The sequence below is a fragment of the Streptomyces sp. CNZ301 genome (genome assembly GCF_004217425.1).
Map to the genome: position 1 here is coordinate 4,467,193 of NZ_SHLG01000001.1, position 26,757 is coordinate 4,493,949.

Genomic DNA, 26,757 nt, shown 5'->3' on the forward strand with positions numbered 1-26,757 from the left:
CTACAGGCGCCGTCAGGCTGTGGACAAGTTGAGCGACCGTGCGTTCGATGGAGGCAAGACGTCCAACGAGGGGAGGCCGCAGGGCATGCCGGACGGACAGATTGCCGGTCCGGCCGGCGATCCCGACGGCGCCGGCGGGGCCGAGCCCGAAGGGCTGGAAGTCCGTCCTCCGGTCCGTCCCCTCGACTCCGTCGACAGGGCCATACTGCGGCTGCTGCGGGCGGACGGCCGGATGTCCGTACGCGCGCTGGCGGAGCAGGCCCACATCTCCCGCGCAAACGCCTACGCCCGCATCGGCCGTCTGGTCGACGACGGCGTGATCCGCGGCTTCAGCGCCCGCATCGACGAGGAACGGGCGGGGCAGGGCGCGTCCGCGTACATCACGCTCAAGATCGTGCAGGGCTCCTGGCGCAGCGTGCGCGAGAAGCTTCTGCGGCTGCCGGGGGCCGCCCACATGGCGCTGGTCAGCGGAGACTTCGACGTGCTGCTGCTGGTGCACACCGCCGACAACAGGTCGCTGCGCGAACTGGTGCTCACGCGGATCCATTCGATCCCCGAGGTGATCAGCACGCGGACGCTGCTGGTCTTCGAGGAGACCCACCTGGAGCCGGACATCTGACGCCCGACGGGCCCGGCGGGCCCGGCGGACGCCCCGGACGATCTTGCGCCGGCGGCGCACCTGTCATTACCCTTCGGTAATTTTCCGCCTGCGGTCACCCCGGCCGCGGACCGCCGGAGCGAAAGGTCACCCATGACGGCCAGGGAGCACTCACCGGACGCGAGCGGCGGCCCCGCCCGTACTCGCGCCGGGACACACGCAGGTGCCGGGAGGTCCTGGTGGGGCTGGGGACGCACCGACCAGGCCCTGCCCGACAGCGAGTGCAGGGCGCTCGCCGCGCTGCTCCCCGGCCTCCCGCAGGAGCCGCTTCCGGTGCCGGAGACCAGTGGGCTGACCATGGCGCCGCCGCGGATCCGGGCGCCCGGCGCCCTCGCGCGTCTGGTCTCCGACGGGCCGGCGGACCGCGCCGCCCACACCTACGGCAAGGCCTACCGGGACGTCGTACGCGCGCTGCACGGTGACATGGCCGCCGCACCCGACCTCGTCGCCCACCCGCGCTCCGAGGCCGAACTGGTGGACCTGCTCGACTGGGCGGGCACGGCGGACGTGGCCGTCATCCCCTACGGCGGCGGCAGTTCGGTCACGGGCGGAGTCGAGTACCGCGGCGGCGACCACGCCGGGGTGCTCTCCCTCGACCTGTCCGCCATGGACCGGGTGCTGGAGGTGGACACCACCAGCAGGGCCGCCCGCATCCAGGCCGGCGTGTTCGGGCCTTCACTGGAGGACCAGCTCCGCGAGCACGGCGGAGGCCTGACGCTGCGCCACTTCCCGCAGAGCTTCGAGTTCTCCACGCTGGGGGGCTGGCTGGCCACCCGCGCCGGCGGCCACTACGCCACCCTGCACACGCACATCGACGACCTCGTCGAGTCGATGCGCGTGGTCACCCCGGCCGGCGTCTGCGATTCGTGGCGGCTGCCCGGCTCGGGCGCGGGCCCGTCCCCCGACCGGCTCTTCCTGGGCTCGGAGGGAACCCTCGGCGTGATCACCGAGGCGTGGATGCGGTTGCAGGACCGTCCCGTGCACAAGGCGTCCACCGGCGTCCGCTTCGCCGCGTTCGCGGACGCCGTCGAGGCCGTGCGCGCCATCGCGCAGGCCGGGCTCAACCCCGCCAACTGCAGGCTGCTCGACCCGGGCGAGGCTGCCCTCGCCGGCGCCGCGCAGGACGGGGAGAGCGTGCTCGTCCTCGGCGTGGAGTCCGCGCATCACCCGGTGGACGGGCGGCTCGCGGAGCTGTGCGCCCTCGCCCGCGACCACGGCGGCACGGTCAGCGATCCCGGCGGCGGCAGCGGCGGCAGCGGGACCGAGGCGGGCGAGGGGGACGCCGTGGGCGCCTGGCGGTCGGCCTTCCTGCGCATGCCGTACCTGCGGGACGGGCTGGCGCGGATGAGCGCGATCACCGAGACGTTCGAGACGGCGTGCACCTGGGACCGGTTCACCGGCCTCTACGAAGCCGTACGCGCCGGAATCGGGGCCGCGGTGGAGGAGGTCACGGGCAGCCCGGGGCTCGTCAACTGCCGCCTGACGCACGTGTATCCGGACGGCGCCGCCCCGTACTTCACGGTGATCGCCACGGGGCGCCGCGGCGCGGAGGTCGCCATGTGGGACGAGATCAAGAGCGCGGCCATGGAGATCCTCACGCGGCACGGCGCCACGGTCACCCACCATCACGCCGTCGGCAGGGACCACAGGCCGGGCTACGACCGTCAGCGCCCCGAACCCTTCGCCCTCGCGCTGAGGGCCGCCAAGTCGGCACTCGACCCGCGGGGCATCCTCAATCCGGGCGTCCTCGTCGACACGCAGCCTCGGGAGGGCGGCTGACGCGGACCGGGCGGTCCGGCGGCACCGCCCCTGCCGGTGGACCGGGGCGGTGCCGCCGCCGGTGGCCCGTCGTACGGGCGTCGTCAGTTGCGCAGGCCGGAGAAGGCGACGCGTACGACGGCCTCCGCGACCTCGTCGCTGGTGGCGGTGCCGCCGCGGCCGGCGCGCGAAGGCCGGTACCACTCCACGATGGAGTTGATCATGCCGAAGAGGAGCCTGGTCGCCAGCCGGATCTCCACGTCGCCGCGCAGGTCGCCGTCCGCCACGGCCTGCTTCAGCAGCTCGGAGACGCGGTGGTCGAACTCGCGGCGGCGCGCCATCGCCCACCGCTCGGTGTCGGTGTTGCCGCGCACGCGCAGCAGCAGCGTCACGTAGGGCAGCTCCGCCATGAGCACCTCGGCCGTGCGGCGCGTGACGTGTTCGAGCCGGTCGATCGCGCGGCCCTCGCGCGCACGCGGCTCGTCGAGGACGCCGAACAGCCCGTTGAGGGCGCGGTTTATGGCCCGGCGCAGCAGTTCCTCCTTGCCGCGCACATGGTGGTAGATCGACGATTTCGAGATGCCGGCGGCCTGCGACAGGTGCTCCATGGAGGTTCCGTCGTAACCGCGCTCGATGAACACCTCCACGGCGACTTTCAGCAGCGAATCGGGCGTGTAGGTGTCGCGCTTGACCGGCATGCGGCCGATGCTATCCGCGTTGTCCACAGGCTCACCTTCCCCCTTGCACCGACCGATCGTTCGGTTGCAGTATCTACCTGTCGCCGCAGGACCGACAGCCCGCGCAGCCATGCAAGGGCCTGCCCGGCCGTGCACATCCAGCAGGGCCGAGCAGGCGATGCGGCGCAGGACAGCGCCAGCCACCCAGCCCCCAGCTCGACGAGGAGTTGGTCGTTCGTGACCGCACCCGTGACCACATCCGCGACCCAGGCCGGCAGCCCCCCGCTCTCCGCGGCGGGGCTGATCGAGAGGCACAGTCCCACGCTCGACCGCGCGCTGGAGGCGATCGGCAGCCGCGATTACTGGTCACCGCACCCCGAGCACCCCAAGGCGTACGGGGACGACTCGGCCATCGCGGGTTCGCTGAGCGCCGGACAGGGCCAGGCCGCCTTCGACGCGCTGCGCGGCGGCCGCTTCGAGATCGGCGGGCAGCCGGGCGCGGCGGGTCCGCAGGGCGGCTGGGTCTCGACCGAAGTCTCCCCGTACGGGCTCGAGTTGGGCATCGAGTATCCACGTCCCGACCTCGACGTGCTGCTGCCCGAGATGCGCAAGGCGATGCCGGCGTGGCGCGAGGCGGGCCCCAGGCTGCGGGCGGCGGTGTGCCTGGAGATCCTGGCCCGGATCAGCGCCCGTACGCACGAGTTCGCGCACGCGGTGATGCACACCAGCGGGCAGGCCTTCATGATGGCGTTCCAGGCGGGCGGCCCGCATGCCCAGGACCGCGGCATGGAGGCCGTGGCCTACGCGTACGCGGAGCAGGTCCGCACCCCCGAGGCGGCGGCATGGTCCAAGCCGCAGGGCAAGCGTGAGCCCCTCGAGCTCAGCAAGCGGTTCACGGCGGTCGGCCGCGGCGTCTCGCTGCTGATCGGCTGCAACACCTTCCCCACCTGGAACGGCTACCCGGGCTTCTTCGCCTCCCTCGCCACGGGCAATCCGGTGCTGGTCAAGCCCCACCCGCGTGCCGTGCTGCCGCTGGCGCTGACGGTGCGCATCGCCCGCGAGGTGCTGACGGAGGCCGGCTTCGAGGCGAACCTCGTGGCGCTCGCCGCCGAGCGGGAGGGCGAGGGCATCGCGAAGGAGCTGGCGGTCCGTCCCGAGATCCGCATCATCGACTACACGGGCTCGACGTCCTTCGGTGACTGGCTGGAGAGCAACGCCCGCCAGGCCCGCGTCTTCACGGAGAAGGCGGGGGTCAACACGGTGGTCATCGACTCCACCGACGACTACAAGGGCATGCTGGGCAACCTCGCCTTCTCGCTCTCGCTCTACAGCGGCCAGATGTGCACCACCCCGCAGAATCTGCTGATCCCGCGGAACGGCATCAGTACGGACGCCGGCGAGAAGTCCTACGACGAGGTGGTCGCCGATCTGGCCACCGCAGTGGGCAAGTTGCTCGGCGACGACGCCCGTGCGAACGCGATCCTGGGCGCCATCGTCAGCCAACAGGTGCGTGAGCGCGTCGAGTCGGCTGCCTCGCTGGGCGAAGTGGCCCTGGAATCACGGTCGGTCGAGCACCCCGACTTCCCCGGGGCGCAGGTGCGCACGCCCGTCATCGTCAAGCTGGACTTCGCGAAGCCGGAGTCACAGGCGGCATGCTTCTCGGAGTGCTTCGGTCCGGTCTCCTTCGCGGTCGCCGTCGACTCCACCGAGGACGCCGTGGCGCTGCTGCGGCGCACGGTGCGTGAGAAGGGCGCGATGACGGTCGGTGCCTACACCACCTCGCCGGTCGCCGAGCGCCTAGTGGAGGACGCCTGCATGGACGAGTGCGCCCAGCTCTCCCTCAATCTCACCGGTGGGGTGTACGTCAACCAGACGGCGGCGTTCTCCGACTTCCACGGCTCCGGCGGCAATCCGGCCGCGAACGCCGCGCTGTGCGACGGCGCCTTCGTCGCCGACCGCTTCCGCACCGTCGAGGTGCGCAGGCCGGCGGAGTCCGCGTCCGCTGACGGCTGACGCGCCGCTCGCAGAGGGAACGGGCAGCAGGGGCGGGCTGACAGAAGGGGCGCCCGGCGCATGCGATGCGCGTCGGGCGCCCCTGCCGGCTCGACCGGCTCTGCCGGCTCTGCCGGATCGACCGGCTCGGTTCCGGCTGCGGTGAACCGGTGGTACGGACCCGTCAGTCGCTGGGCTTGCCGGTGGAGACGGTCAGGTCGATCTCGTCCTCCTCCGGGTCCAGGTACTCGATGCCGTCCGGCGACTGCTCCAGGACCATGTTCTTGCCCCAGATGTTCTCGTCCTGGTGCGAGATCTCACCGAGCTCCCAGCCCGCCGCCTTGATGCACTTCTTCACCGAGTCCAGGTTCTTGTAGGTGAAGTCGGGGACGAGCTTCTTGCCCTTGTCCGAGTAGCTGTCGGGCGCGTCCGTGCACCGGCGGGTTTCGATGGTCTTGGACTTGTCCTCGGGCTTGAAACCGTTGACCCCGTCGTCTTCGGCGGTTGCGCTGGACTCGACTTCAGGCGTGACCCTCTCAGCGGAGTCGGTGGGAATCGGCTTGGCGCTGGGGTCTTCGTCGTTCCCGCCCTGCGTGAGCACCAGCGCCATGATCACCGCGGTGAGTACGACGGCCACCGCGATCACCGAACCGACAATCAGCGGGGTGTTGTTCTTGCGCCCGCCACCGCCGCCGGCCGGCTGCGGGGAGACCGTGTACGGCGGGGGCGTGTGCTGCCCTGCGTGCTGCTGCACGCCGTAGGGCGTGCCCGGCGCGTACTGGCCCATCGGAGCGGTGCTGGGCGGCGGAGGCGTGGAGGGCCCGAACCCGCCGTACTGCTGCAGCGGATAAGGCTGCTGCGCTCCGGGCGGCGGCGGGGTGCCCTCGCCCACCTGCGGGAAGACGGCATGCCCCACTCCCGCGCCGCTCTGCGCCGGCGGGCCGCCCTGGATGATGGAGGGAGCGCCGCCCGCGGCCTGCCGGGTGACGCGCCGGCACTCCTCGTTCATCGCCTCCGCGGAGTCGAAGCGCTCGTTCGGGTTCTTCCGCAGGGTCCGCGCGACCAGCGAGTCGACGGCCTGCGTCAGCGACTGGTTGATCGCCGACGGAGTGGGCGCCTCCTCCTGCACGTGCGCGTACGCGATGGCCAGCGGGGAGTCGGCGTCGAACGGCAGCCGCCCGGTGAGCAGTTCGAAAAGCATGATGCCGACCGAGTACAGGTCGGAACGGGCGTCCACGCCCCGCCCCAGGGCCTGTTCCGGCGACAGGTACTGCGGCGTGCCGACGACCATGCCGGTCTGCGTCATCGACGTGACACCGGACTGCATGGCCCGCGCGATGCCGAAGTCCATGACCTTGACGACGCCGCGCTTGGTGATCATCACGTTCCCGGGCTTGATGTCCCGGTGGACCAGCCCCATCTCGTGGCTGACCTCCAGCGCCGAGAGCACATCGCCGGTGATCTTCAGCGCCTTCTCGGCGGGCATCGCCCCGAGGCTCGCGATGTCCTCGTCCAGCACGGAGCGCAGCGGCTTGCCCTCGACGTACTCCATGACGATGTACGGCACCATCGCGCCGTCGATCTCGTCCTCGCCGGAGTCGAAGACCGAGACGATGTTGGTGTGTGTGAGCTTCGCGACAGACTGTGCCTCGCGGCGGAAGCGCTCGCGGAAGGACTGCTCGCGGCCCAGTTCGGTGTGGAGGGTCTTGACCGCGACCTTGCGGTCGAGGACGGAGTCGTACGCGAGGTAGACGGAGGCCATCCCGCCGGCGCCGAGCAGACTCTGAAGCTGGAAACGGCCGTTCCCGACCGTGCGGCCCGCGTACTCCGCGTCTGCCTGTCCGCCGACGTCACTCATCTGACTGCTCCCCCTCGGCGGCATGCCCCCGCACAGTTTTTTCAGGGCAGATTTCAAGCCCCGGAGTCTCCCTGATTCTTATACCCGCCCAAGTCTGCCGGAGGGCTCTGCCACGTCAAGCGCAGTGCCCGTTCCGTAATCGGATGCGTAACCTGTGGCCACAACTGTCACGGCACTGCTGCTCCGCGACTCTTGCGCCGGAAGTCCCGGTCTGCGTAACCGCACGTACGGGCCCTGGACCCCGTCCGGCCAGGCCTCCCGCCCGTCGCCTGCGAACTTGCCAGCCGGGTGCCGCAGCCGATTGGATGGCTGATCCGGCACCGTCCATGCGACTTCCCCGAGCCTGTAGCCTCCAAGGCGGGAGCGGGGTCATTCCGGCGTCCGGGCATGGGCCAAGGGTCAGGGGGTAGGGGCACCCGCGGCGACCCGGGGCATGACGGCATTTCGATCCACGGCGAGGACAGATGGCACAGACGCAGGCCGGCGGGGGTCCTTCGGACCCTGACGCCATGGGCGGCTCCATGGCCGAATCGCCGGAGCTGTGGGGGAACAACGGCCTTGTCGGTGACGGCCGCTACCGCCTCACGCACCGCCTCGGGCGCGGTGGCATGGCGGAGGTCTTCGCCGCCGAGGACCTGCGCCTGGGCCGCACGGTCGCGGTGAAGCTGCTGCGCTCCGACCTTGCCGAGGACCCGGTCTCCAAGGCCCGGTTCACGCGGGAGGCACAGTCCGTCGCGGGCCTCAACCACCACGCCGTCGTCGCGGTCTACGACTCCGGCGAGGAGACGATCGGCGGCAACGTCACGCCGTACATCGTGATGGAGCTGGTCGAGGGCCGTACGATCCGCGATCTGCTGATGAACGCCGAGGCGCCGCCGCCCGACCAGGCGCTGATCATCGTCTCCGGCGTCCTGGAAGCCCTGGCCTACAGCCACCAGCACGGCATCGTGCACCGCGACATCAAGCCGGCCAACGTCATCATCACCAACGCCGGCGCGGTCAAGGTGATGGACTTCGGCATCGCGCGGGCGCTGCACGGCGCCTCCAACACCATGACGCAGACCGGCATGGTGATGGGCACACCTCAGTACCTCTCTCCCGAGCAGGCCCTCGGCAAGACGGTCGACATCCGCTCCGACCTGTACGCCACCGGCTGCCTCCTCTACGAACTGCTCACGCTCAGACCGCCGTTCACCGGTGAGACGCCGCTGTCGGTCGTCTACCAGCACGTCCAGGACGAGGCGGCCCCGCCGTCCGAAGCCTCCGAGACCGTCCCTCCCGAGCTGGACGGCATCGTCATGCGCGCTCTGGCGAAGGACCCGGACGACCGGTTCCAGAGCGCCGAGGAGATGCGCGGCCTCGCCCAGTTCGCGCTCCAGATGCTGAACGAGCAGGGCAGCCACACGGGCGGGGCGTGGAACACCGGCCCTGTCGCACACGCCGGCGCTTCGACTCCGGCGATGGGTGTCCCCGGTGCCGACGCCAGGCAGCACCCGGCGCACGGCGACACCTCGCAGCTGGGTCCGCCGATGCTGATGGGCGCGCCGGGCCGGGACGACGGAGGCTTCGAGGGCGGTCCCCGGCGTGACGCGGGGCGCGGCAAGGGCGTGAGGAACGCGTTCATCGCCCTCGTCGCCGTGATCGTGGCCGCGGCGGGCATCTACTTCGCGACGCTCTTCAACGAGGGCGAGGGCGGCAACAAGACCAACCCGGACTCGTCGACGACGGAGCCGAAGGACAAGAAGACCAAGGACGAGCCGACCCCGACGCCGACGGAGACCGAGGAGGTGCCGGGCACCACCACGGGCGACACCGGTGAGCAGACGCCCTCCCAGACGCCGTCGCAGACGACGCCGAGCGAGACCGAGAGCTCGCCCTCCGACGAGCCGACCGGAAGCCCGAGCGAGACGGACTCCGGCAGCGGCGGCAACTCCGGCAACGGCGGCGGCTCGGGCGACCCGACCAGCACGCCCTCCGACACTCCGTCCGACGACACCGGCGGTGCCGACGAGGGCGACACCGGCACCGGAGGGCCCGAGCAGTGACCTGACCGGACGGGCCGGCCCTGCCGGCCTGTTCCGCCGGGGTCGCCGCGGCGGTTCCGGAGCGGGCGGGCGAGACGGCAGGGTTTCCGCGTCCGCGCCGGGCGCGGAGCAGCACTCCGGTTCGGCAGTCCGGCTCAGTAGGCCCGTTCGGCAGCCCCGGTTCACCCTGCCGGCTCACCGGCACGGCTCAGGAGCCCGGGTCGGTTCCCCCGCCGCCTCCCGCCCGGATGCGGGCGACGTACGCGGCCGCCTGGGCCCTGCGTTCCATGCCGAGCTTCGAGAGCAGCTGCGAGACATAGTTCTTGATCGTCTTCTCGGCCAGGTTCAGCTTGTCGCCGATGGCCCTGTTGGTCATGCCCGCGCCGATCAGGTCCAGGATGATGCGCTCCTGGCCGCTGAGCGAGGCCAGTCTGCCGTCGCCGTCCGCATCCGCGCGGCCCGCGCCGCGACGCAGTCGTTCCACGACCCGGCGGGCGGCGTCCGGGCCGATCAGCGCCTTTCCGGCGGCGGCGTCCCGTACGGCCGACTGGAGTTCCGTGCCGCGGATTCCTTTCAGCACGTAGCCGGAGGCCCCGGCGAGCACGGCGTGCACGAGAGCCTCCTCGTCCGTGAAAGAGGTGAGGATCAGGCACGCGATGTCCGGGTCGCGGGAGCGCAGCTCACGGCAGACCTCGATGCCGCTGCCGTCCGGGAGGCGCACGTCGAGCAGCGCGACGTCGGGACGGGCGTCCGGGATGCGCTTCAGCGCGTCGGCCGCGTTGTCCGACTCGCCGATCACCTCGATGTCGGGTTCCGTCGAGAGCATCTCGTGCACACCCCGGCGGATCACCTCGTGATCATCGAGCAGGAAGACAGTGATTTGCGTGCTTTCTTCCATTTTTTCAGTCTCACACACTGGTCTCCGCTCCGCCCTTCCCGCACTCTGGAGCCGCGGGATACCGTGCATGGGGCTTCCTCACGCCGAAGGCGTAGGGGAAGGGTCCACGAGGCCCGCGAGGCTGTGACCAGTGACTCCCTGACCCTTCAGCTGGGTCGGACTTCCGGTTCGTTTACTTGGAAATCCGAACAAAGTTGCAGGTCAGGGTGGCTTCATGCATGTATGGAGTTCTGGGAACTGCTTCAGCGGGCCTCAACCTGGATATCTTCACCGTCCGGTTGCCGTCCGTGCCGCACCCACCCCGTGCGCCGTACGGGACCGGGCGAGCCTCCCTCCGCCCCCGGGCGGGGGAACCCCAGGCCACCGGCGACCCCGGGGGCCGGACAGAAGAGGAGCACACGTGACCGTGGAGAGCACTGCCGCGCGCAGCACGTCGCGCCGCAGCGGCGCCGGAGGCAAGCGCGAGGCGAAGAAGCCGGCGTCCGCGCCGGGCGACGCCGGGAGCACGACCGGGACGGCGGCGAAGGCGTCGAAGACGGCGAAGCGTTCGAAGCCCGCCAAGACGGCCGGGACGGCGAAGGCGGCCAAGTCCGCCAAGCCCGCCAAGCCCCGCGCCGGGGGCCCTGCCGCGAACGGGTCCGCCGGCCCCGAACTCGTGCAGCTGCTGACCCCCGAGGGCGAACGCGTCGGACACCCCGACTACGACGTCGACCTGACCGCCGAGGAACTGCGCGGCCTGTACCGCGACATGGTCCTCACCCGGCGCTTCGACAGCGAGGCGACGTCCCTTCAGCGCCAGGGCGAACTCGGCCTGTGGGCCTCTCTGTTGGGCCAGGAGGCGGCGCAGATCGGCTCGGGGCGTGCGCTGCGCGACGACGACTACGTCTTCCCGACCTACCGCGAGCACGGCGTCGCATGGTGCCGCGGCGTCGACCCGACGAAGCTGCTCGGCATGTTCCGCGGCGTGAACAACGGCGGCTGGGACCCGGCGTCCAACAACTTCCACCTCTACACGATCGTCATCGGCTCCCAGACCCTGCACGCCACCGGTTACGCGATGGGCGTCAACCTGGACAGCGCCGACTCCGCGGTCATCGCCTACTTCGGCGACGGGGCCTCCTCGCAGGGCGACGTGGCCGAGGCGTTCACGTTCGCCGCCGTCTACAACGCCCCGGTCGTCTTCTTCTGCCAGAACAACCAGTGGGCGATCTCCGAGCCCGCCGAGCGCCAGTCCCGCGTGCCCCTCTACCAGCGCGCGGCCGGCTTCGGCTTCCCCGGCGTCCGCGTCGACGGCAACGACGTGCTGGCCTGCCTCGCCGTTACCCGCGCCGCCGTCGAGCGTGCGCGGAGCGGACAAGGGCCCATGCTGGTCGAGGCGTTCACCTACCGGATGGGCGCCCACACCACCTCCGACGACCCGACCCGCTACCGCCGGGACGAGGAGCGTGTTGAGTGGGAGGCCAAGGACCCGATCGCGCGTCTGCGCGCGTACCTGGAGAAGTCCGGGCAGGCGGACGACGCGTTCTTCGCCTCCATCGAGGAGGAGAGCGACGCCATGGGCAAGCACGTGCGCGAGGCGATCCGCACCATGCCCGACCCGGACACCATGGCGATCTTCGAGAACGTCTACGCGGACGGTCACGCGCTGGTCGACGAGGAGCGCGCCCAGTTCGCCGAGTACCTCGCGTCCTTCGCCGACCCAGCCGACTCCGCCGATTCCGCAGGGGAGGGCCGCTGACATGGCCGCTGCCGCTACTTCGACCGCTTCGAACGCCTCGAGCCCGGCCGCGTCCACCACCCCGGACGTGCGGAAGATGCCGATCGCCAAGGCGCTCAACGAATCCCTGCGCACCGCGATGGAGAACGACCCGAAGGTCCTGGTCATGGGTGAGGACGTCGGCAAGCTCGGCGGTGTCTTCCGCATCACGGACGGCCTTCAGAAGGACTTCGGCGAGCAGCGGGTCATCGACACCCCGCTCGCAGAGTCGGGCATCGTCGGCACCGCCATCGGGCTCGCGCTGCGCGGCTACCGCCCCGTCGTCGAGATCCAGTTCGACGGTTTCGTCTTCCCTGCGTACGACCAGATCGTCACGCAGCTCGCGAAGATGCACGCCCGCGCACTGGGAAAGATCAAGCTGCCCGTCGTCATCCGCATCCCGTACGCGGGCGGCATCGGCGCCGTCGAGCACCACAGCGAGTCCCCGGAGGCGCTGTTCGCGCACGTCGCCGGCCTCAAGTGCGTCTCGCCGTCGAACGCTTCGGACGCCTACTGGATGATGCGTCAGGCCATCGAGAGCGACGACCCCGTCGTCTTCTTCGAGCCCAAGCGCCGCTACTGGGACAAGGGCGAGGTCGACGTCACCGCCATTCCGGCGCCGCTGCACGCGGCACGCGTGGCACGCCCGGGCACCGACGTCACGCTGGCCGCCTACGGGCCGATGGTGAAGACGTGCCTGGAGGTGGCGGCCGCGGCGCAGGAGGAGGGACACTCCCTCGAAGTGGTCGACATGCGTTCGATGTCGCCGATGGACTTCGACACCATCCAGAAGTCGGTCGAGAGGACCGGAAGGCTTGTGGTGGTGCACGAGGCACCCGTATTCCTGGGAACAGGCTCGGAGGTGGCCGCCAGGATCACGGAGCGGTGCTTCTACCACCTGGAGGCTCCGGTGCTGCGCGTGGGAGGCTTCCACGCGCCGTATCCGCCGGCCCGGTTGGAGGACGAGTACCTTCCGGGGCTCGACCGGGTGCTCGATGCCGTCGACCGCGTGCTGGCGTACTGAGGAGAGTCGTGACGATGACTGAGAGCGCGACCCGCATCCGCGAGTTCAAGATGCCCGATGTGGGCGAGGGTCTCACGGAGGCGGAGATCCTCAAGTGGTACGTCCAGCCCGGTGACACGGTCACGGACGGCCAGGTCGTCTGCGAGGTCGAGACGGCCAAGGCGGCTGTCGAACTGCCCATCCCCTTCAACGGTGCCGTGCACGAGCTGCGTTTCACCGAGGGCACGACCGTGGACGTCGGCACCGCGATCATCGCGGTGGACACCGACCCGTCGGCCGGGCCGACGGAGAGCGGGGCAGCCGCGGGAGCGGCGCCCGCCGAGGCAGCCGCGGACGACGGCGAAGGCGAGGGCGAGGGTCAGAGCGAGGGCCGGAAGCCGGTGCTCGTCGGCTACGGCGTCGCGGAGTCGCCGACGAAGCGCCGCCCGCGCAAGCAGCAACCGGCGGCGGACACGGGGCGGAACGGGAACGGCGCGCAGGATTCCGTACGGGATTCCGTACAGGAGCCCGTCCAGGGCGAGTTGAACGGTCACCGTGAGGGCGCCGCCGTATCCGGCGTCGGCGCGGTGGCGGACGTGCCGTCCGCCGCGGGCCGCCCCCTGGCCAAGCCGCCGGTGCGCAAGCTCGCCAAGGACCTCGGCATCGACCTCACGACGGTCGTGCCGACCGGGCCCGACGGCGTCATCACGCGGGAGGACGTGCACGCTGCCGCGGCCACCGTGGGCGCCCGCGTCCCCGCCCCGGCGGCTCCGGCACCGTCCGCGGCTCCCGCCGCCGGAGCACCGCGGGCCGAGGCCCAGGGTGCCGGAGCGGTGGCGCGCGAGACGCGGATCCCGGTGCGCGGCGTACGGAAGGCCACGGCTCAGGCCATGGTGGACAGCGCCTTCACCGCACCGCAGGCCACGGAGTTCGTCACCGTCGACGTGACGCGCACGATGAAGCTCGTGCGGGAGCTGAAGCAGGACCCGGACATGCAGGGGCTGCGGGTCAACCCGCTGCTGCTGGTCGCCAAAGCCTTCCTGGTCGCACTGCGCCGTCATCCGGAGGCCAACGCCGCCTGGGACGAGGCGAATCAGGAGATCGTCCAGAAGCACTACGTCAACCTGGGCATCGCCGCGGCCACGCCGCGCGGTCTGGTCGTCCCCAACATCAAGGACGCCGACGCCAAGACCCTGCCCGAACTGGCGGAGGCGCTGGGCGAGTTGGTGACCACGGCACGCGAGGGGAAGACGAGCCCGGCGGCGATGCAGGGCGGCACGGTGACCATCACCAACGTCGGCGTCTTCGGCGTGGACACGGGGACGCCCATCCTCAACCCCGGCGAGTCGGCGATCCTGGCCTTCGGGCAGGTCCGGCAGCAGCCGTGGGTGCACAAGGGCAAGGTCAAGCCGCGTGACGTCACCACGCTCGCACTCGCCTTCGACCACCGTCTGATCGACGGTGAGCTGGGCTCGAAGGTGCTCGCGGACGTCGCGGCGGTGCTGGAGCAGCCCAAGCGCCTGATGACCTGGACCTGATGGTCCCGCAGTGACGAGTGCCGGTGCCGGGTCCTTCACGGGGCCCGGCACCGGCATGTCGGGCCCCTGGAAGCCGGGCCCCTGGAAGCCGGGTCCTCGGAAACCGGCTCCTGGAAGGGGAGTTGACGGCAGGAAGCCGGGTCCTCGGAAACCGGCTCCTGGAAAGGGAGTTGACGGCAGGGGGCCGGGGACTCGCCGCGGACGCGTCCATATCGCGGACGCCGGAGCGCACGCATCTGTGTTGTATCTAAGCTGTGCACATGTCCGTTTCAACCGACCTCGCGACCCCTTCCCCCGCACGCCGTCCTGCCGCCGCCGAGCGCGTGTACGCGCACGTCAAACAGGCCGTACTGGACCGCCGTTACGAGGGCGGAATGCTTCTCACGGAAGGCGAACTCGCCGAGGCCGTCGGCGTCTCGCGCACGCCCGTACGGGAAGGACTTCTGCGCCTCGAGGTCGAGGGGCTGATCAAGCTCTACCCGAAGAAGGGCGCCCTCGTACTGCCCGTGTCGGCGCAGGAGATCACCGATGTCGTCGAGACGCGGCTCCTCGTCGAGCAGCACGCCGTGCGCAAGTCCTCGGACCCGGTGCGTGCCGGGTTGATCGAACGCCTCGAGGAACTGCTGGAAGAGCAGCGCGCGCACGCCGACGCCGGTGATCTGACGGCGTTCGCGGTCAGCGACCGCTGCTTCCACGCGGAGATCGTCAGGAGCACCGGCAACGAGATCCTCACCCGCCTGTACGACCAACTCCGCGACAGGCAGCTGCGGATGGGCGTCGCCATGATGCACGCGCAGCCGGACAGGATCGCCAAGAGCATCGCCGAGCACGCCGAGATCATGGAGACGGTGCGCGCGGGCGACGCGGACGCCGCCGCGGACGCCGTACGCCGCCATGTCACGTGGGTGCGGGGCCTGGTGCACGGTGATGTGCGGTGAGCGCACCCATCTCGGCGGGCTTCCCGGTCCACAGCGACCCGCCCGGCGGCTCCCGCGCGGTCGCGGTCTGGGGCCTGGGCGTCACCGTCTACTTCGTCGCCATCACCTACCGCACGAGCCTCGGCGTGGCCGCGCTGGACGCCGCCGAGCGCTTCGACATCAGCGCCTCCGCCCTCTCCACCTTCTCCATCCTTCAACTGCTCGTCTACGCCGGGATGCAGATACCGGTCGGGCTGCTGGTGGACAGGCTGGGCACGAAGAAGGTGCTGACGCTCGGCGTGGTGCTCTTCACCGCGGGGCAGTTCGGCTTCGCCTTCTCCGGCTCCTACGCCGCGGCGCTGGCCTGCCGCGCACTGCTGGGCTGCGGCGACGCGATGACGTTCATCAGTGTGCTGCGGCTCGGATCGCGCTGGTTCCCGGCCAGGCGCGGCCCCGTCATCGCCCAGATCGCCGGCCTCATCGGCATGGCGGGCAACCTCGTCACGACGCTGGTGCTGGCCCGCCTGCTCGACGCCTTCGGGTGGACGGCCACGTTCGCGGGCAGCGCGGTGGGCGGCGTGCTGCTGCTCGTGCTCGTCGTGGCGTTCCTCAGGGACCACCCGAAGTCGTACGCGCCGGTGCCGGTGCCGCACATGGGCGGCGGTTACATCCGGCGCCAGATCGTGCGCGCCTGGCGGGAGCCCGGAACCCGCCTCGGCATGTGGGTGCACTTCACGACGCAGTTCCCCGGCATGGTCTTCCTGCTGCTGTGGGGGATGCCCTTCCTCGTGGAGGGGCAGGGCCTCGGACGCGCGACGGCAGGTGAACTGCTCACGCTCATCGTGCTGTCGAACATGGTCGTCGGCCTGGTCTACGGGCAGCTGATCGCCCGCCATCACGCGGTCCGTGCCCCGCTCGCGCTCGGCACGGTCGCGGCGACCGCCGCGGTCTGGGCGACGGTCCTGCTCTGGCCGGGCCACGCCCCGATGTGGCTGCTGGTGGTGCTGTGCACAGTGCTCGGCGCGTGCGGGCCGGCGTCGATGATCGGCTTCGACTTCGCCCGCCCGGCCAACCCTCCGGAGCGTCAGGGCACGGCCTCGGGCATCGTCAACATGGGCGGATTCACGGCCTCGATGACGACCCTGCTGGCCGTCGGCATCCTGCTGGACCTCACCGGCGGCAGCTTCCGGGCCGGTTTCGCGAGCATCTTCGTGCTGGAGGCCCTGGGCGTCGCGCAGATCCTGAGGCTCCGCAGGCGTGCGCACCGTCGTGAGCGTGAGCGCGTGGTCGCCAGCCGTGTGGAGGCGGTGCACGTCCCGGTCTCCTGAGGCCCGGCAGGGACGGCGGCGCCCGCGAACGGGCGCCGCGGTGCCGGCGGGAACGGGCACGCGGCGGCGCACTCGCGGCGCCGCCCGCCGCTCGTCACGGGAGCGTCATGAGACGCCCCCCCCGGCACGGCGGTCCCGTCAGGGCGTGACGGAGAAGTTCTCCAGGATCGCCTTCGCCAGCTTCGCGTCACCCTCGACCTTCACCTGGTCCGCGACGACATCGGCACGCACCCGCCCGGCCGCGAGCCGCACATAGGTCTCCCAGTCCAGCGACAGCGTGACCGCGGGCCCCAGGGAGGGGCTGCCGTCGACGGCGCCGCGGCCGTCCGGGCCCACCCGTACGGTGCGCATGAACTCCACAGGACCGCTGACGTCGAAGACCACGGCGGTGTTCGGCGGGGCGCCGGCCTTCTTGGCGACCACCCTCGGCAGGCCCTCCACCATCAGGTCCCGCGCCACCGTCGCACCCGCCGAGTCGAGATTGCCCGGCTTGCCCAGCGCCCGGCGCAGATCCTGCTCGTGGACCCACACGTCGAACGCCCGCAGCCGCAGCTGGTTCTCAAGGGTGATCTTCGAACCGCCCGGCATGATGTCCCGGACCTCGGCGTCGGGGCCGCGCTTCTCGTTGCGCAGCTGACGGGAGCGGCGGATGAGGGTGTACTCCAGCTCGCTCGTCATCTCCAGCCCGGTGTGGTGCCGCCGCACGTCGACCTGGATCTCCATGTGACGGCTGGGCTCGTCCACGACGTGGTACAGGTCGCGCGGAAGGGTGTGGATCGGCCGCGGGTCGCCGAGGAGTTCACACTCCATGCCGATGATGTGGGAGACCACGTCCCGGACCGACCACCCCGGGCATCCGGTGCGCCGGTTCCACTCGCCCTCGGCGAGCGGCCTCACCAGTTCGGATATCGCTTCGATGGACTCGGTCCAGGCATCGACGTATGGCTGAAGGCTTGGGTGGTCGGTCACGAGACCCCTCGGGCGGTACGGACGTTCGTGGTCTTCGGTGCGTGCGGTGCTCTCAAGTTACGCTGCGCGAGGCCGACGCGGCAGTGCTTTCGGACCACGATGCTAGGCCCATTCACACCCCTTTTGTGCACCGGCGGTGGTACCGTGCGCAGCCGTTCGGAACGTATGCGGAGACATCCGGGCGAACCGGTCGATTCGACTGCCGCCCCCGCCGGGCCGTGCGCACCGGACCACACCCAACCACCCTTGTCCGGTGGGTTGTTGGGCGCCTTTCAGTCGTCGCTCGTCAGCGCGTCGATGCACACCGCGAGCGACAGCAGCAACGGCACGTCCGAGCCGGGCTGTTCGATGTCCACCGCGTAGGTGTCCCGCACCCGGAACCACTTGCGCGAGATGCGTGCCAGCCGCCCGCCGCCGAGTTCGATGTCGTATTCCTTGTCGAGCACGTTCCCGTGCACCGCGAGCGTCCCGCCGTCCGCGAGCCTCGCCTTGAAGCGATGCCGCAGCGGCGTGAACCGCTTCTTGCGCACCGTCGCCAGCTTCGCGCCGCCCCGCTCGATCTCCATCGTCTCCCACAGGCTGATCATCTTCCGCCGGATGACGGCAACGACCTCTCCCTGCACGTCCTTGAGCTGGAACGTCTGCCTCACCCGCAGCGCCTTGCCGTCGACGAGGAAGGCGTGCTCGCCATGCTCGTCGTCGATCCAGTAGTCGTCGCCGATGCCGAAGATCCGTTCGCGTACGAGATATCTCATGGCGCACGACTTCCCCGCACGGCGGCGGAATGCTCACCCGGAGGCGGTTGTTGCCCCGGCCATGGCTTCTCACGCACGAGTACGGGCGCCCGAGCTGCGAGGAGAGGGCGGCTGGCTGAACACCGGCGGCAGGGACCTCACCCTCGCCGGTCTGCGGGGGCGCATCGTCCTGCTCGACTTCTGGACCTTCTGCTGCGTCAACTGCCTGCACGTGCTCGACGAGCTGCGCGAGCTCGAGGAGCGGCACCGCGACACCCTCGTGATCGTGGGGGTGCACTCGCCGAAGTTCGCGCACGAGGCCGACCACGAAGCGGTCGTGGACGCGGTGGAGCGCTACGAGGTCGAGCACCCCGTACTGGACGATCCCGGGCTGGCGACGTGGAAGCAGTACGCGGTACGGGCCTGGCCCACGCTCGTGGTGATCGACCCCGAGGGCTACGTCGTCGCCCAGCACGCGGGCGAGGGCCACGCACACGCCATCGCGGCGCTCGTGGAGGAGCTGGAGCGCGAGCACGAGGCGAAGGGCACACTGCGGCGCGGCGACGGCCCGTTCTCCCACCCGTCGCCCGGCCACCACCCCTCAGCGAGCTACGCCCCCGTCCACCCGTCGCCCGGCCACCACCCCTCAGCGAGCTACGCCCCCGTCCTCCCGGAGCCGGAGCCGACCGCTCTGCGCTTCCCGGGCAAGGCGCTGCGGCTGCCCGGTGGGACCTCCCGGGACGCAGGCTCCGGGGGAGGGAACATCCTCGTCTCGGACACCGCCCGGCACCAGCTGGTCGAGCTGGCCCCCGACGGCGAGACCGTGCTGCGGCGTGTGGGCAGCGGCGAGCGCGGTCTCGTGGACGGCGGCCCCGGGGAGGCGTGCTTCAGCGAGCCCCAGGGGCTCGCGCTGCTGCCGGACGGCAGGACCGTCGTCGTCGCCGACACCGTCAACCACGCGCTGCGTTCCTACGATCCGGCAAGCGGTGAGGTGGGCACGCTCGCGGGCACCGGCGAGCAGTGGTGGCAGGGTGCCGCCACGGAGGGGCCAGCGCGTGAGGTGGCGCTCTCCTCGCCGTGGGACGTGGAGTGGTTCGACGGGCGGCTGTGGATCGCCATGGCGGGTGTGCACCAGCTGTGGACGTGGACGCCGCCGGCTGAGGGCGAGCGGCAGGGAAGCGTACGCGCCGAGGCGGGGACGACCAACGAGGGTCTCGTCGACGGGCCGGCGGCCGAGGCCTGGTTCGCCCAGCCCTCAGGGCTGTCGGCCTCGGAGGACGGCGAACGGCTGTGGATCGCCGACTCGGAGACGAGCGCCCTGCGCTGGATCGGGCGGGCGGGGGCGAACGGGGCGCTCGAGGTGCGTACCGCGGTGGGCACCGGCCTCTTCGACTTCGGGCACCGGGACGGGGACGCCGGACAGGCCCTCTTCCAGCACCCGTTGGGCGTCACGGCGCTGCCCGGCGGGCGCGTGGCCGTGAGCGACACGTACAACAACGCGCTGCGCTGCTACGACCCCGGAAGCGGTGAAGTGACCACCCTGGCCACCGACTTGCGGGAGCCCTCGGACGCGTTCCTCGCGGACGGTCCCGGAGACCCGCGCGACCCGGCCGCGACGGACGGGCCGGGGGGCGGGAGCGAGATCGTGGTCGTCGAGTCGGCCCGTCACCGGCTGACCAGGCTGCGGCTGCCGGAGGAGGCGGTACGGGTCGACCCGGTGGCGCACCGCACGCAGCGTGCGGCGACCGAAGTGGCTCCCGGGGAGCTGCTGTTGGAGGTCGTCTTCGAGGCGCCGGGCGGCCAGAAGCTCGACGACCGGTACGGTCCCGCGACCCGGCTGCTGGTCGGCTCGACGCCGGAGGAGCTGCTGGCGGAGGGAGCCGGTGCGGGCACGGATCTGCGCCGCCGCCTGCGCCTCGCGGACGGCGTGACGGAGGGCGTGCTGCACGTCTCGGCGATGGCCGCCTCGTGCGACGACCCCGACGGAGCGGCGGAGCCGGTGGAGTTCCCGGCGTGCCATGTGCACCAGCAGGACTGGGGAGTTCCGGTGCGTGTGGCGGGCTCCGGCACGTCCAGGCTGCCGCTCGTGCTCGCGGGCATGGACGACGCCCCTGCACCGGGAGCGGAAGCGGATCGCTGCGTGTGACCGTATGCTCCGGCGCCCCGGCGGCCGGCCTCCGTTTCGGCCGGGCACGAAGGTGAGGCCGCGGGGTGCGGGCGTCGGGCCGGCCCACGCGGCGAGGACGGTGACGGCCGGTCGGGCCGGCCGCTCGGCGAAAGCCCCCGCATGCCCGGCCCGGCACGTGGGTTCAGGGACTGACGTGCCGCGATGATGGCCACATGGACGTGAACGAGGTGCTTCTCCCCGGTGTGGGGATGCTTTACGAGTTCACTAACCAGGACGGCGACCGGATCGGTGTCGTCGCCCGGCGGTCCCGCGACTTCGAGCTGGTCGTGTACGCGGACGACAGCCCCGACCAGGCCGGTCCCATGCTGCGCCTCACAGGCGAGGAGGCCGACACCCTCGCCGAGATTCTGGGGGCGCCGCGGATCGCCGAGCGGTTCGCCGATCTCACCAGGGAGGTGCCCGGGCTCAGCGCCGGGCAGGTCGAGGTGCGTGCGGGTACACGGTTCGCAGGTTGTCCACTGGGCGAGACCAGGGCACGGACTCGGACCGGTGCGTCGGTCGTGGCGATCGTCCGGGACGGTGAGGTGGTCGCTTCACCAGGGCCTGACGAGGTGCTGCGTCCCGGGGACGTGCTGGTGGTGATCGGCACCCATGACGGGATCGCGGGTGTGGAACAGATTGTCCGAAGCTAGCCCGTGCATACGCCGACTGGGCTGCTGCTGGAGCTCGGCATCCTCCTGGCCGTGCTGAGCCTGCTGTGCGCCCTGGCGAGGCGCCTGGGCCTGTCCCCCGTGCCGCTTTACCTTCTGACGGGACTCGCTCTGGGCGAGGGTGGCATCGCCCCTGTCCCGGCTGCCGGCGAATTCGTGGAGATCGGGGCGGGCATCGGGGTCGTTCTGCTGCTGCTGGCTCTGGGGCTGGAGTTCACCATTCCCGAGTTGACCGTCAGCCTGCACCGTCACGTGCCGTCGGCGGGCGCCGATCTCGTGCTGAACGCGTTGCCGGGGGCCCTGGCAGGGTGGCTGCTCGGTCTGGACGCGGGCGGCGTTCTGGCACTCGCAGGCGTCACCTACATCTCCTCCTCGGGCATCATCTCCCGGCTCCTGGGCGACCTGCGAAGGCTGGGCAACCGGGAGACCCCGGCCGTCCTTTCCGTGCTGGTGCTGGAGGACTTCGCGATGGCCGCGTACCTGCCCGTCCTGGCTGTCATCGTCTCCGGCGGCTCCTGGCGGCAGGCGCTGCTGGGGGTGTTGGTCGCCGTGGGTGCGGTATCCGCCGCGTTCGCTGTTTCGTACTGGTGGGGCCGCCATCTGGGACGGTTGGTCTCGCATCCGGATGCTGAACAGGTTCTGCTGCGAGTGCTGGGTCTCACGTTGATCGTGGCGGCGCTGGCGGAGACCGTCCGTGTCTCAGCTGCGATCGGCGCCTTCTTGGTGGGGCTCGCCCTCACAGGAGAGGCAGCGGAACGGGCCCGTGCGGTGCTCAGTCCGCTGCGCGATCTGTTCGCCGCCTTGTTCTTTCTGGCCATCGGACTGTCCGTCAGTCCCGGCGCTCTGCTGCCGATGCTTCCCGTGGCGGTTGCGCTGGCAGTGGTCACGGCGGCCACGAAGGTGGCGGTCGGGTGGTATGCAGCTTCGCGGGACGGGGCGGGAACGAAGGGCAGGCTGCGGGCCGGGACGGCGCTCATCGCACGCGGTGAGTTCTCCATCGTCATCATCGCCCTGGTGGGCGTCCAGGACGACAGGCTGGGACCCCTGGCTGCAGCCTACGTTCTGATCCTGGCCGTTGCCGGGCCCGTGGCCGCTCGGCTTGTCGGCCCCCAACCGCCCGTACGCTCCCTCCGGCAGGGGCGCGGCACGCCGGCCGGATGAGGAACTGGCTGCAGCGGCGGTGCTTCGGCGTTCTCCACCGGCCTTCGGCTGCGAAGTTCTCCCCCGGGCTTCCGGGGCAAAGACGCGGCCCGTCGTCTCCCTTCAGGTGGGGACCACGGGCCATTGTTGCGCCTGTTGCGCGCTCGCTCCGCGGTCCGCACGCGGCGTTCCGGAGCGGCGCACTCGGTTCGGCTCACTGCAGGTGGTGGCGCTCCTCCTCGACGACCACCGGTGCCGCCGGGTGCGGCGGCTGCGTCTTGCGGCGCTTGAAGATGCTGACGTAGACGGCGAGACCGATCAGCCCGGCGGCCATCAGGACGAGACCCACCACATCGAGGTTGACCACGTCGGTGTTCACGTCGACGGCCAAGGTCAGGATGGCCCCCACTGCCAGCATGCCGATGCAGAAGACGATGCCCATGGATCCTTGCCTCCGATTGGCGGTTGTCCTGCTGTACGGCTTTCGTACGCGGTACGGGTGCCCCTCGAAACGGACGTCAATCAGGGACATTTGGGCGTGCCGGAGCAGCCGTGCCGGCGGGACGCGGAACGTGGGAGCCGTACGGGAAGACGGAACGCGGGCGCCGAACGGGAGGACGGAACGCGGGAGTCGGAACCCCGTGGAAGTGCCCGCCCTCCGCCTCCCGGCAGTTCAGCCCGTGAGGAATCCGCTCATGCAACGGGCCAGCAGATGCGGGTCGTCCACGCCGCACAGCTCGCGCGCAGAGTGCATGGACAGGATCGCGACGCCGATGTCGACGGTCGAAATGCCGTGTCTGGCCGCGGTGATGGGCCCGATGGTCGTCCCGCACGGCATCGAGTTGTTCGACACGAACGTCTGCCACGGCACCCCGGCACGCTCGCACGCCGCCGCGAAGACCGCCCGCCCCGAACCGTCCGTGGCGTAGCGCTGGTTGACGTTGACCTTCAGGATCGGCCCGCCGTTGGGCATCGGCAGGTGCCCCGGGTCGTGCCGCTCCGCGTAGTTGGGGTGCACGGCGTGGCCGGTGTCGGACGAGAGGCACACGCTCCCCGCGTACGCCCGCGCGCGGTCCTCGTAGGTGCCGCCGCGGGCGAAGACGGAGCGTTCCAGTACCGAGCCGAGGAGCGGTCCCTCCGCGCCGGTGTCCGACTGGCTGCCGTTCTCCTCGTGGTCGAAGGCCGCCAGCACGGGAATCGCGGGAAGCTCCTCTTGCGAGGCCGCCTCCGCCAGCGCGACGGCACCGGCGTGCACGGAGAGGAGGTTGTCCATGCGCGGGCCGGCCAGCAGCTCCTCGTCGCGTCCGAGGTACGCGGGCGGCTCCACGCCGTGCGCCATCAGGTCCCAGCCGGTGATCTCCTCGGAGGGGACGCCGGCCTCCTCGGCGACGAAGCCGATCAGCTCGCCCTCCCGTGGCGTGCCGAGGCCCCACACGGGCGTCATGTGGCGCTGACGGTCCAGCTTCAGCCCCTCGTTGACCTGCCGGTCGAGGTGGATGGCGAGCTGCGGCACGCGCAGCAGCGGGCGGTCGACGTTCACCAGCCGCGTCGAGCCGTCGCGCAGCGAGAGACGTCCGGCCAGGCCCAGGTCCCTGTCGAGCCAGGTGTTGAGCAGCGTGCCGCCGTAGATCTCCATGCCGATCTGCCGCCACCCGCTGCTGCCGGTGTCGGGCACCGGCTTGACGCGCAGGTTCGGGGAGTCGGTGTGGGCGCCGACGATGCGGTACGGCGTGGCCGGGCCGGCGCCTGCGGGCACGTACCAGGCGATCAGGGCGCCGCCGCGTACGACGTAGTGGCCGCGGCCGCTCGTGCCGCCGCCGGCCGCGTCCCAGGCTTCCGTCTCGTCGAGCTGGCGGAAGCCCGCCTTCTCCAGCAACTCCGCGGCGCTGCGCACCGCGTGGTACGGCGTGGGTGAGTCCGAGAGGAAGCCGATGAGGCCGTCGCTGTGGGCCCGGCCGGCATGCTGCGGCGGCGTGGGGCTCTGGGAGCGTGGGGTCATATGCTCAGCATACGAAGGCGAAACGTCCTTCTCCTGCCCTGCCGGGAGGAGAAGGACGTTCCGCATGGGGGGATGTGGCGCCCCGTGCGAGCGCCCCGGCGCCGGGCCCCAGGCCCGGAGGCTCTGGTTGGGGGTACCTCCCGGGCCGGAGGCTCTGGGGGAGATCAGAACGCCGCTTCGTCGAGCTCCATCACGGACGAGTCGACCTTCTCGGCCAGGCTGCGCTCGACGGCCACGGAGGGAAGCACGTTCGCGGCGAAGAACTTCGCGGCGGCGACCTTCCCCTCGTAGAACGCCTTGTCCTTCGCGGAGAGCGTCAGGGAGGCGTCGGCCAGCTTCTCCGCGGCGACCGTGGCGCCGCGCAGCAGCAGGTAGCCGATGACGACGTCGCCGGAGGAGAGGAGGAAGCGCGTGGTGTTCAGGCCGACCTTGTAGATCGACTTCACGTCCTTCTCCGTCGCCGCGAGGTCGGTCAGCATCGCGCCGACCATTCCCTCCAGCTCCACCGCCGCGCGGGAGAGTTCCTCGCGGGCGCCGGCCAGTTCCTCGCCGCCCTTCGCCTCGGCCAGGAACTTCTTGATCTCCTCCGAGAGCGTCGTGAGCGACTGGCCCTGGTCGCGGACGACCTTGCGGAAGAAGTAGTCCTGGCCCTGGATCGCGGTGGTGCCCTCGTAGAGGGTGTCGATCTTGGCGTCCCGGATGTACTGCTCGACCGGGTACTCCTGCAGGTAGCCGGAGCCGCCGAGCGTCTGGAGCGACTGGGCGAGCTGCTCGTAGGACTTCTCCGAGCCGTAGCCCTTCACGATCGGCAGGAGCAGGTCGTTCAGGCGCACCGCCGCGGAGGCGTCCTCGCCGCGGTACTCCTTGACCATGATCTCGTCCTGCACGGACGCGGTGTAGAGGACGAGCGCGCGCATGCCCTCCGCGTACGCCTTCTGCGTGAGCAGCGAGCGGCGCACGTCGGGGTGGTGCGTGATGGTGACGCGGGGCGCGGTCTTGTCGGTGAACTGCGCCAGGTCGGCGCCCTGCACGCGCTCCTTGGCGTACTCGAGCGCGTTGAGGTAGCCGGTGGAGAGCGTCGCGATGGCCTTCGTGCCGACCATCATCCGCGCGAACTCGATGACCTTGAACATCTGGCGGATGCCGTCGTGCTTCTCGCCGAGCAGCCAGCCCTTGGCGGGGGAGTTGGCGCCGAAGGTCAGCTCGCAGGTGTTGGAGACCCGCAGGCCCATCTTGTGCTCGACGTTGGTGGCGTAGACGCCGTTGCGGTCGCCGAGTTCGCCGGTCTCCCAGTCGAAGTCGTACTTCGGGACGAGGAAGAGCGAGAGGCCCTTGGTTCCGGGGCCGTGGCCCTCGGGGCGGGCCAGCACGAAGTGCACGATGTTGTCGGAGAGGTCGTGCTCACCGGAGGTGATGAAGCGCTTGACGCCCTCGATGTGCCAGCTGCCGTCGTCCTGCCGGGTGGCCTTCGCGCGGCCCGCGCCGACGTCCGAACCGGCGTCCGGCTCGGTCAGCACCATCGTGGAGCCCCACTGCTTGTCCACCATCAACTGGGCGATCTTCAGCTGCTCTTCGGTGCCCTCCTCGTGGATGACACCCGCGAAGGCCGGCCCGGACGCGTACATCCACACCGCCGGGTTGGAGCCCAGCACGGTCTCGGCGAAGCTCCACAGCAGCGAGCGCGGTGCGGTGGTGCCGCCGATCTGCTCCGGGGTGCCCAGGCGCCACCACTCGGCGTCCATGTAGGCCTTGTAGCTCTTCTTGAACGACTCGGGCAGGGGAGCGGTGCTGGTCTCAGGGTCGAAGACCGGCGGGTTGCGGTCGGCGTCCTCGTAGGACTCGGCCAGTTCGTTCTCGGAGAGACGCGCGATCTCGCTCAGCACGCTCTTCGCGGTGTCGACGTCCATCTCCGCGAACGGTCCGGTGCCGTACACCGTGTCGCGGCCGAGCACCTCGAAGAGGTTGAACTCGATGTCGCGGAGATTCGACTTGTAGTGCCCCATGGCAACGGCTCCGTGTGGTTTCGCTAGACGGACAGGTAGTCAGCTGTGTCTACGGACAATGATGCTACCGGTCAGTAATAAGAAGCAACCCCTAACCGCCCATCTGTGACTCGTTACTCTTTCTCCTATGTACGGCTACGACCAGACCGCCTCAGCGGGGCAGGGCTACCCGCACGCCGGGCAGCAGTACGGCCACCAGCAGCAGGCCGGCCATCAGCAGTACACGACCCAGCAGGCGCCCCCGCCCCCCTACGGGCAGCAGGGTCAGCCGGGGAACGGGCAGCCGCTGTACCCGGAGCCGTCGTCGCCGCCGTCGCTGCGCGAGACAGTGCGCGCCTTCACCAACGGCACCCTCACCTCGGAGGACTTCCAGTCGATCTTCTCGACGTCGAAGGTGTACTGCCCGCGCGGTGAGACCCCCGGCTTCCTCGCGCTGCACAACACCCAGCAGCCGGTGATCCCGATGTTCACGACGCTGAAGGAACTGCGCCGCTACGCGGGCAAGGACTCCCGCTACTTCGTGATCACGGGCGCCGAGGTGCTGGACCTGCTGCCCTCGGGCTACGGCTTCGTGCTGGACATGGAGGGCGATCACCGCGTCGTCTTCGACGCGAAGGCCGTCGAGGAGATGGTCGACTTCGCGATGCGCCGCATGTACGGCTGAGCG

General features: G+C 70.8%; 21 protein-coding genes. 13 read left to right on the forward strand and 8 right to left on the reverse strand.

All coding sequences use genetic code 11. The features are described 5' to 3' along the window. The first annotated feature begins 85 nt into the window (after nucleotides 1-85). Nucleotides 86-619: an Lrp/AsnC family transcriptional regulator gene (locus EV375_RS19295; RefSeq protein ID WP_055484818.1), complete on the forward strand. Its 534-nt coding sequence runs from the start codon at nucleotides 86-88 to the stop codon at nucleotides 617-619. A 132-nt stretch (nucleotides 620-751) separates the two neighbouring features. Beyond that, nucleotides 752-2,437: an FAD-binding oxidoreductase gene (locus EV375_RS19300; RefSeq protein WP_130300536.1), complete on the forward strand. Its 1,686-nt coding sequence runs from the start codon at nucleotides 752-754 to the stop codon at nucleotides 2,435-2,437. 83 nt (nucleotides 2,438-2,520) lie between these two features. Here EV375_RS19300 and EV375_RS19305 read toward each other — a convergent pair whose 3' ends face one another. Continuing rightward, a complete protein-coding gene (locus tag EV375_RS19305; RefSeq protein ID WP_130301965.1) occupies nucleotides 2,521-3,114 on the reverse strand; it encodes a TetR-type transcription factor C-terminal domain-containing protein in 594 nt (197 codons plus the stop codon). A gap of 228 nt (nucleotides 3,115-3,342) precedes the next feature. On the opposite strand from EV375_RS19305, the gene paaN reads away from it, so the two are divergent. Beyond that, on the forward strand, nucleotides 3,343-5,106 hold the full coding sequence (gene paaN, locus EV375_RS19310; RefSeq protein WP_207228384.1) for a phenylacetic acid degradation protein PaaN: 1,764 nt from the start codon (nucleotides 3,343-3,345) through the stop codon (nucleotides 5,104-5,106). A gap of 163 nt (nucleotides 5,107-5,269) precedes the next feature. Here the strand turns inward: paaN and EV375_RS19315 are convergent, their stop codons facing one another. Further along, a complete protein-coding gene (locus EV375_RS19315) occupies nucleotides 5,270-6,943 on the reverse strand; it encodes a protein kinase domain-containing protein (RefSeq protein ID WP_130300537.1) in 1,674 nt (557 codons plus the stop codon). Between the two features lie 464 nt (nucleotides 6,944-7,407). Here EV375_RS19315 and EV375_RS19320 point away from each other — a divergent pair, with 464 nt between their 5' ends. Beyond that, nucleotides 7,408-8,988, forward strand: coding sequence for a protein kinase domain-containing protein (locus tag EV375_RS19320; RefSeq protein ID WP_130300538.1), 1,581 nt, complete (start codon nucleotides 7,408-7,410; stop codon nucleotides 8,986-8,988). A gap of 187 nt (nucleotides 8,989-9,175) precedes the next feature. Here the strand turns inward: EV375_RS19320 and EV375_RS19325 are convergent, their stop codons facing one another. Beyond that, a complete protein-coding gene (locus tag EV375_RS19325; RefSeq protein ID WP_130300539.1) occupies nucleotides 9,176-9,865 on the reverse strand; it encodes a response regulator transcription factor in 690 nt (229 codons plus the stop codon). A gap of 400 nt (nucleotides 9,866-10,265) precedes the next feature. Here EV375_RS19325 and pdhA point away from each other — a divergent pair, with 400 nt between their 5' ends. The 5 genes from pdhA to EV375_RS19350 all read left to right on the forward strand — a co-directional run bounded on the left by pdhA (nucleotide 10,266) and on the right by EV375_RS19350 (nucleotide 16,407). Then, nucleotides 10,266-11,603, forward strand: a complete 1,338-nt coding sequence (gene pdhA, locus EV375_RS19330; RefSeq protein WP_130300540.1) for a pyruvate dehydrogenase (acetyl-transferring) E1 component subunit alpha — start codon at nucleotides 10,266-10,268, stop codon at nucleotides 11,601-11,603. Nucleotides 11,604-11,679: 76 nt separating this feature from the next. Continuing rightward, entirely contained in the window at nucleotides 11,680-12,645 is a 966-nt protein-coding gene (locus EV375_RS19335) for an alpha-ketoacid dehydrogenase subunit beta (RefSeq protein ID WP_486588758.1), read from the forward strand. A 14-nt stretch (nucleotides 12,646-12,659) separates the two neighbouring features. Next, complete coding sequence (locus tag EV375_RS19340; protein WP_130300542.1) at nucleotides 12,660-14,162, forward strand: dihydrolipoamide acetyltransferase family protein; 1,503 nt, start codon at nucleotides 12,660-12,662, stop codon at nucleotides 14,160-14,162. A gap of 260 nt (nucleotides 14,163-14,422) precedes the next feature. Next, the gene (locus EV375_RS19345) at nucleotides 14,423-15,100 is read left to right on the forward strand and encodes a GntR family transcriptional regulator (protein WP_130300543.1); all 678 of its coding nucleotides are present in this window, start codon (nucleotides 14,423-14,425) and stop codon (nucleotides 15,098-15,100) included. Beyond that, a complete protein-coding gene (locus EV375_RS19350; protein ID WP_486588581.1) occupies nucleotides 15,097-16,407 on the forward strand; it encodes an MFS transporter in 1,311 nt (436 codons plus the stop codon). The genes EV375_RS19345 and EV375_RS19350 overlap by 4 nt, the downstream gene beginning before the upstream one ends. A 138-nt stretch (nucleotides 16,408-16,545) precedes the next feature. On the opposite strand, the gene EV375_RS19355 is transcribed toward EV375_RS19350, so the two are convergent. Both EV375_RS19355 and EV375_RS19360 read right to left on the reverse strand, forming a co-directional pair. Beyond that, entirely contained in the window at nucleotides 16,546-17,376 is an 831-nt protein-coding gene (locus tag EV375_RS19355) for a maleylpyruvate isomerase family mycothiol-dependent enzyme (RefSeq protein ID WP_130300544.1), read from the reverse strand. Between the two features lie 272 nt (nucleotides 17,377-17,648). After that, on the reverse strand, nucleotides 17,649-18,131 hold the full coding sequence (locus EV375_RS19360; protein WP_130300545.1) for an LURP-one-related family protein: 483 nt from the start codon (nucleotides 18,129-18,131) through the stop codon (nucleotides 17,649-17,651). Between the two features lie 61 nt (nucleotides 18,132-18,192). On the opposite strand from EV375_RS19360, the gene EV375_RS19365 reads away from it, so the two are divergent. The 3 genes from EV375_RS19365 to EV375_RS19375 all read left to right on the forward strand — a co-directional run bounded on the left by EV375_RS19365 (nucleotide 18,193) and on the right by EV375_RS19375 (nucleotide 22,109). Beyond that, entirely contained in the window at nucleotides 18,193-20,256 is a 2,064-nt protein-coding gene (locus EV375_RS19365) for an NHL domain-containing thioredoxin family protein (protein WP_130300546.1), read from the forward strand. Between the two features lie 194 nt (nucleotides 20,257-20,450). Next, nucleotides 20,451-20,930 carry a cation:proton antiporter regulatory subunit gene (locus EV375_RS19370; protein WP_130300547.1) on the forward strand — a complete coding sequence of 160 codons (480 nt, stop codon included), beginning with the start codon at nucleotides 20,451-20,453 and terminating at the stop codon, nucleotides 20,928-20,930. 3 nt (nucleotides 20,931-20,933) lie between these two features. Then, on the forward strand, nucleotides 20,934-22,109 hold the full coding sequence (locus EV375_RS19375) for a cation:proton antiporter (protein ID WP_130300548.1): 1,176 nt from the start codon (nucleotides 20,934-20,936) through the stop codon (nucleotides 22,107-22,109). Between the two features lie 193 nt (nucleotides 22,110-22,302). On the opposite strand, the gene EV375_RS19380 is transcribed toward EV375_RS19375, so the two are convergent. From EV375_RS19380 to EV375_RS19390, 3 genes are all read right to left on the reverse strand, one after another. Next, nucleotides 22,303-22,530, reverse strand: a complete 228-nt coding sequence (locus tag EV375_RS19380; RefSeq protein ID WP_130300549.1) for a hypothetical protein — start codon at nucleotides 22,528-22,530, stop codon at nucleotides 22,303-22,305. Nucleotides 22,531-22,761: 231 nt separating this feature from the next. Beyond that, nucleotides 22,762-24,087: a M18 family aminopeptidase gene (locus EV375_RS19385; protein WP_130300550.1), complete on the reverse strand. Its 1,326-nt coding sequence runs from the start codon at nucleotides 24,085-24,087 to the stop codon at nucleotides 22,762-22,764. 164 nt (nucleotides 24,088-24,251) lie between these two features. Beyond that, on the reverse strand, nucleotides 24,252-26,090 hold the full coding sequence (locus EV375_RS19390) for an acyl-CoA dehydrogenase (protein ID WP_130300551.1): 1,839 nt from the start codon (nucleotides 26,088-26,090) through the stop codon (nucleotides 24,252-24,254). A gap of 127 nt (nucleotides 26,091-26,217) precedes the next feature. On the opposite strand from EV375_RS19390, the gene EV375_RS19395 reads away from it, so the two are divergent. Further along, complete coding sequence (locus tag EV375_RS19395; protein ID WP_130300552.1) at nucleotides 26,218-26,754, forward strand: SseB family protein; 537 nt, start codon at nucleotides 26,218-26,220, stop codon at nucleotides 26,752-26,754. The last annotated feature ends 3 nt before the right edge of the window (nucleotides 26,755-26,757 follow it).